This window comes from Bacillus sp. HY001 (assembly GCF_007558965.1).
Taxonomy (GTDB): Bacteria; Bacillota; Bacilli; order Bacillales; family Bacillaceae_G; genus Bacillus_A; species Bacillus_A mobilis.
This window is the reverse complement of record NZ_VLTE01000073.1, coordinates 1-6,445: the sequence shown is the minus strand read 5'-3', so window position 1 is coordinate 6,445 and position 6,445 is coordinate 1. Positions and strand designations below refer to the sequence as shown.

At 30.4% G+C, this 6,445-nt stretch carries 2 protein-coding genes and 3 pseudogenes; 4 read left to right on the top strand and 1 reads right to left on the bottom strand.

The genetic code is table 11. The features are described 5' to 3' along the window. Positions 1 to 192, bottom strand: a pseudogene (locus FOT98_RS26135) (CPBP family intramembrane glutamate endopeptidase); the annotation flags it as partial. A gap of 241 nt (positions 193 to 433) precedes the next feature. Between FOT98_RS26135 and FOT98_RS26125 the strand changes: the two are divergent. The 4 genes and pseudogenes from FOT98_RS26125 to FOT98_RS26110 form a co-directional block, all read left to right on the top strand. After that, a pseudogene (locus tag FOT98_RS26125) lies at positions 434 to 2,111 on the top strand (helix-turn-helix domain-containing protein). 203 nt (positions 2,112 to 2,314) lie between these two features. Further along, positions 2,315 to 4,969, top strand: coding sequence for a KAP family P-loop NTPase fold protein (locus tag FOT98_RS26120; RefSeq protein WP_000998620.1), 2,655 nt, complete (start codon positions 2,315 to 2,317; stop codon positions 4,967 to 4,969). A gap of 266 nt (positions 4,970 to 5,235) precedes the next feature. Then, positions 5,236 to 5,534, top strand: a pseudogene (locus FOT98_RS33500) (hypothetical protein); the annotation flags it as partial. A 572-nt stretch (positions 5,535 to 6,106) separates the two neighbouring features. Further along, the coding region (locus tag FOT98_RS26110) for a DUF6018 family natural product bioysynthesis protein (RefSeq protein WP_144291180.1) at positions 6,107 to 6,445 on the top strand (339 nt) is incomplete at its 3' end.

Here is a 6,445-nt window from a genome sequence, read left to right as displayed (position 1 = left end):
TTCATATACAGGTGCCGCAAATACTCCTACTAAAATCTGTATAATAGCGGGATCTTCCTTTATCGGATGTTGTTTTATCGGTGGCAAAAATAAATCTAGTGGCATCACAAGTAAAAATGATCCCAATACAATAAGTAATACAAACCAAATTACAGGTAAAACAAACATAAATGTATTTAATCTTTTCAGCATATATCTTTCTCCTATTCCTCCCTATTTCAATATAATTATATATTGAAATTATATTCATGCAATAAGTAACTTCAATTTGCAACAGGACATTAATTCTTCATTATTTTTTCGGTATCTAAACACTAGGAATCCTTATTGAATGCTCAATAAAAATATATCCTATCGAAACTCTAATTAGAATGGTTTGAATGATTAGTATCAATTGATATAATTGTATTAGAAGCAATTAGGAGAATTATTAGTGGAAAAGTTAAAAGTACTATTTCAAAACACTTTATATATAGCGTACCCTCTACTTAATGGTGTTGAGGGAAGTGAAAGAGTGTTAAATAAATGGCAACAATTCTATCAAGATGTAGAAAGAGATCTACAGAGGATATACAACTCAACTTATTCGTCACAGACTTTCCAAAGACTAGTGAAATGGGTTTCTAAAAAGGAAGCTTTAGGATTATAGGCGATAGACATTGTTCCAAAATTAGACAATTATAAGGGGGATTTTTGAATGTCTAAAAGACGATTTATATATGGAATTTGGGATTAAATTTCCTGTTGTCGCAAAAGAATTACCTTTAGATACAGAGGCTAAGGGTGATTACATAGAGCGAAGTAATGCAGGGTTTATGTACCATTTTAAGAATAAGTTTACAGATGACCAAGATAAGAATGTACGTATTGCTCAATTGCAGGATAAACAAAATAGTTTAGTGGTAGTATCATCACACGATGATGGTGATATGAAATTACAAAGGGAAGAGTTAAAAAGATGGAATACACTGATTGATTCTACTTTTTTAACACGAGTAATGGATGATTTAACGGCGAAATGCCTCGATATTGTTACAGAACTATGGGTAAAGAGTGCGGAAAATGATAAGACTATTGTGCCTGTACATTATGAACAGATATTAGATATGTGTAATATGAAGCAAATCAAAAATGGTAAGGCTTATTATCGAAAAGAGGATAGATTAAAGATTATGGAGTGTTTAGCTGCTCTTGCTAGTATTTTTATTTATGTAAATGAAGATAATGAGATTGTAATTTTAAATGAAGAGGATCCCAATGAAACCTTAGCTTACAAAAAGCAAAGAATTAGAAGGCTATTTGTAATGGATGAAATTATTATTGCTAAAGATATTGATACGGATAAAACATTAGGAATAGAGAGTATGAATGTTACACCTGGTAGTTTTTTATCAAAATATCTATACGGCTCTGAAAAGCTAACAGGTTTATTATCTAAGAAAGCACTAGAGTATAACAGCAAGCAACAAAGATATCACAAACGATTAACCAGATATCTAAGTTGGCGTTGGCGTATTCAACAATCATATCAACATCTAACACATTCATATAGTATCGGTGGTCCTAAAGGGTTATTACAAGTAATGGAGATCAGTATGAATAGAAAACCAAGTCTTACAAGACAAGTTTTTGAAAAGACGTTAGATGATCTTATGAGGGACCAAGTTATTAAGGAATGGAAATACTCCCCTGAAATTGATGAAGAGAAATATAAGGGGAAAAACTAGTTTGAGAATTCCTGGCTAAAATTAAAAGTAATTATTTCTCCGACAAATGAACTTGTTAAATTACAACAAGAGTTGATTACTAAGAAAAGTAAGAATCAGACACCATTGGTCATTGAGATGGAAGAAAAGCCACTGGTAATTGAAGAGAAGCCAATAAGTATAATAAATCAAGAAATCCCTAATAGTATCGAGTTCTATATTGAAAAGATGAATACGTATAAAGAGAAGAATAATAAAAGTATTCGTGAGTTAGCGAAAGAAATTGATATTTCATATTCGACACTTTCAAGAATGTTATCGGGTAAAAGAAAACGATTAAATGATGATACGAAGAATAAGCTAGATAAGTGGATAGAAAGACAAGAAGTAATGAATTTATTGTAGTATAGGCTACTATGCATACGTGATTAAAATGGTTACAATCTTTTTATATAAATTGATTTAATATTTTTAAACGACACTCAGGGATCAAAAGGTTTGACCTGGGTGTTCTTTATTATTAATTATAGTAAATAGGCATAAGTATGAACAAAATATATGTATTGAAATGGAAGAATTAGATACTAAAGATTGGAGAAAAAATCTAGATGAACGATAAGGTTACATTGAAACAAAAAATATTAGAATATCGTCTTACAAGTCTGGAAGTGCAGAAATATACCGAAAGAATTCTTAGTATATTATTTATAGCCGCTTTTTTATTTGCTATAGAAGGATTTTTAGATGAAAAAGTAATATCTATGCCAATGGATTTAAACACGTTTTATGACTATATGAAAAGTTATGTATTCATTCTCCCTACATTTTTTGTAATAGCATTATTTTTTATTTATGTACTAGTTAAGAAGAAGTATATAAGCAGAATAATTAATTCTCCCGCTTTTACTTTTAAATTTGATACATATATGATTGGTATTCTTTTAAGTTGTATACTCTATATGCTATCAGTAAAGTTTGGTTTTTTTAAAGGTAAACTCACTGATGGTTTGGAAACAGCGGGATGGATAGTATATTATTTTTATTTCATAGTTTTGTTAGTTAGAAATAGAAATTTATATATAAAAAATAGTAAAGTTGATTCGGAAAATCTATCTTTCCTTGCAGATAACGCAATAAAAATGGAAGGGGAGGACGAATTAGAGCGTACTGGTTTTGTAAACGGATTAGTAACGAGGATTAGTTCTTGGAAAGAAACAGAGAGTATTGTAATCGGATTATACGGTGAATGGGGAACAGGAAAAACTTCAGTATTAAATTTAATGAAAACCAAATTTGAAGAAGATAAGAATAATGTCATTATTTCATTTAATCCATGGTATTTTAAAGATGAAGAGCAACTTATATTGCAATTTTTCAATAATTTTATAGCAGGAATAGAAGAAAATTTTTCGGGGCAAAAAAGTAAATTAATATCAAATATCAAAAATTATTCACAAATGATAACATCCGTTACATTAAGAATGGGAGTATTCAATTTTTCATTTAAAGACTTTATTGCAGCTAATAAGATTGATAATGATATACAAAAATTGAAAGATATTATTGAGAATCAACTAGAAAAAGAAAACAAAAAAATAATCGTATATATTGATGATTTAGATCGTTTGGATGACGAAGAGATTCATTCAGTTTTTAAGCTGGTAAAATTGATAGCTGATTTTAGACATACAATATATATTTTGGCTTTTGACGAGGAGATAGTCGAGAATGTATTGTCAACAAAATATAGTGGCAAAAAGGCGAGTGAGATTGGAACATCATTTTTAGAAAAAATAATTCAAGTACCGTTATATTTGCCACCAGCGGATTCTGAAGATATAAGAAGGATAATTTTCCAAGGATTTGAGAAGGTCCTTACTGGAAATAAGATATTTCTATCTGATGAAGAATTAAGAAGGTTTAATGAGGTTTGGAGTAAATCTCTCGGTATTTTACCATTGACAATAAGAGCTGCAAAAAGACATCAAAATTCAATCGTCTTTTCCTTGCCTTTACTTAAAGATGAAGTTAATGTTGTAGACTTGTTTTATATAGAGGGCATTCGTGTGTTTTATCCAGATGTCTATAAATTTATATATAGAAATGCAAAAGCATTTTTATATGCGGGTAAAAACCTTGGTTTTAGTAGGAAAAATACAATGCATGATGAATATAAAGATGCATTGAAAGAGTTATTTGAAAAACTCCCTTCTATAGAAAAGAATATAGTCATTTCTATTTTAAAAGCACTATTTCCTAGAAGTGAATATTTAATTACAGGTCAGAATAATTATGGTGGTGAATGGGATAAAACTTGGTACATGGATAGAAGAATTTGTTCTGAGCTTTATTTTGAAAAATATTTTGTTTACTCAGTACGAAATGGACTCATATCTGATGTGAAATTTAACTCCTTATTAGATGAGTTGAAGAATGAGAATGTTGATGTTGCTGTTAGCAAGCTTAAAGGTATGATTATCATTAATGGTATGGTTAGTACAGATGTCCTTGGTAAATTTCTTGTAATAATTGATGCAAACTTAACACTAGGGAAATTGGAAGCAAAACAATCAGAAAACCTTATATATTGTCTTGCGAAAATTGAGAAGATAATTCCGAATCATTTTTATCAAATGTTTAGTATTCGTTCAAGGATGGCAATAACAATGTGGCACCTTTTACAATTACAGCCCAAAGATGAAGCTGAAATTGTAATTACGAGAGCAATGAATATTGTGGAATCACTAATGTTTTGTGTTGATATTTTAAGATGGATGGTACCATCAGAAGAGGTGCAAAAACATTTCTTTACCCGTGATGAAATTCAAGGAATAGCTGCAGTTGTTATAGAGAAAATAAAAACAGAAATGCAAAATGAAAGTTTTTTAGATACTTATGAAACGGGTTCATCAACACTTCTAAATGGTATTCTGAGATGGGGAAATAGCAATGATAAAGCTGAATTACGTTTAAAAATAAAAGAGTGGATAAAAGAACCAAATGGGGCAGAAAAATTAATATTAGGATTTTCTAAATTAATTTCCACTTCAAACATAAAAAAACCTACAATTATAGAGTTTGATATGGACTCGTATAACGCAATAAAAAATACTGTAAATCCTCAGGAAATAGCCGATATTTTAATAGATAAATATCAGGAGAATCCTTCAGAAATAAATGTTCATGATGGTAAAACAGATTATGAGCAGGTTGCATTAGAATTTTTAAAATTACATCAAAATATCAAAGATACGCAATCATAAATCTTTTACAGTGTGATTATAAATTATTTAGTTTTTTTAGTTTGTGGACATATTTTTGGACTTTATGGAGAGAAAATAACGAAAAGTTATAGAGAATAGTAAAATACCCCTCCACTGATCTTTTTGGACGGATGGAGGGGTGTTTTTTCGTGTATGACAGGCTACTTTAAGAAAAACAGTCAGAAAAGTCGGATTGCATTATATATTCTACCCATCAAAGGTCCGTGTTTTAATAGTAAATTAACAAATATTTTCTTATCTAAAAAATAGAAGTACAGGATATATGAAGAGAGAGGAAATTGAGACCCCTCAACTGAACCAGCAACAGGTTAATAAGGATATTAATTGGTATTAGCAGAAGATTCTCCAATATAAAGAAGAAAATAAGTGTAGTTTAAGAGATATTGCAAAAGAAATAGAGATATCACCATTTAATCTTTCAAAACTGTTAACAGGAAAAAGAAAAAGGTTAAGTGAAGAAACACATAATAAGTTAGATAAGTGGATTGAACGTCGAGAGGGGGTTAATTTTTTATTTATTAGACCTCAAACCGTTGCCTTTTAATGGTGGGAATATCTAAGGACTAAGTATTATGAATCTAGATTAGTTAAAGTTTTGTCTGAAAAACTGGAGGATATAACAGAGCTTGTTAAAAAAAGAAAATACCCCTCTGAAATGAGAAGGGCAAATAATAAGAAAAAGAAACAATAATGTTTAATTTACTTATGCATTGAAATTAAAAGGTTGGAGGGCACGGCCTCTTTCTCTACTTTAAGACTTGAACGTATAACCGAGGAATTCCATCATCGTATTTTTGGACTTTCTTCTTAAGTTTTTACAAATGGAAAAAGCCTTGCTTCCATAATCTTAATTGTGTAATATATAGTTATATTGTTAGTTTATTTGATTCCGTTTATTCCCACACCTTTTTGTGTTGTGGTTGAGTTGTAGAAGCAAGTTGCGTCTTGTTTCAATTTTGAAAGGGCTTCTTTGAGCCGATTAGTGTAGTTAGCTTATTTTGCTATGCACATATTTAATCGACTTGAAGAAGCCCTTTTTGTGTTGTTTTCAAGTTCGCAGGCGGGGTTATTTATGATTGATAAAATAACAAATTACAAATTAGGGGAGATATGAAAATGAAAAAAGATTGTAGACACTTACAACTAGTACCAACAGTAGAGGAACATAAAACACGAATGGAAAAAAATCAGAAATCATATGCTGCACCAGCAATGTCATCTGAATCCAGAGCAAGAGTGAATCAAATGAGAGGATGTTTTGAAGCTGAAATTATATTACCAGATGGAAAATTTCAATACTTCAAACCAGACACTCTTAATGAAAAGGTGGCCATTCAAGAAATCGCTTTATACATTGAAGGCATACAGGAAGCAAAAGAAGGCTACGTAATCTTATGGCGCTTTGTCGGGCAACAAAGTTTTTACCATGGTACAAAGATCGTAGCTGAACCGAAG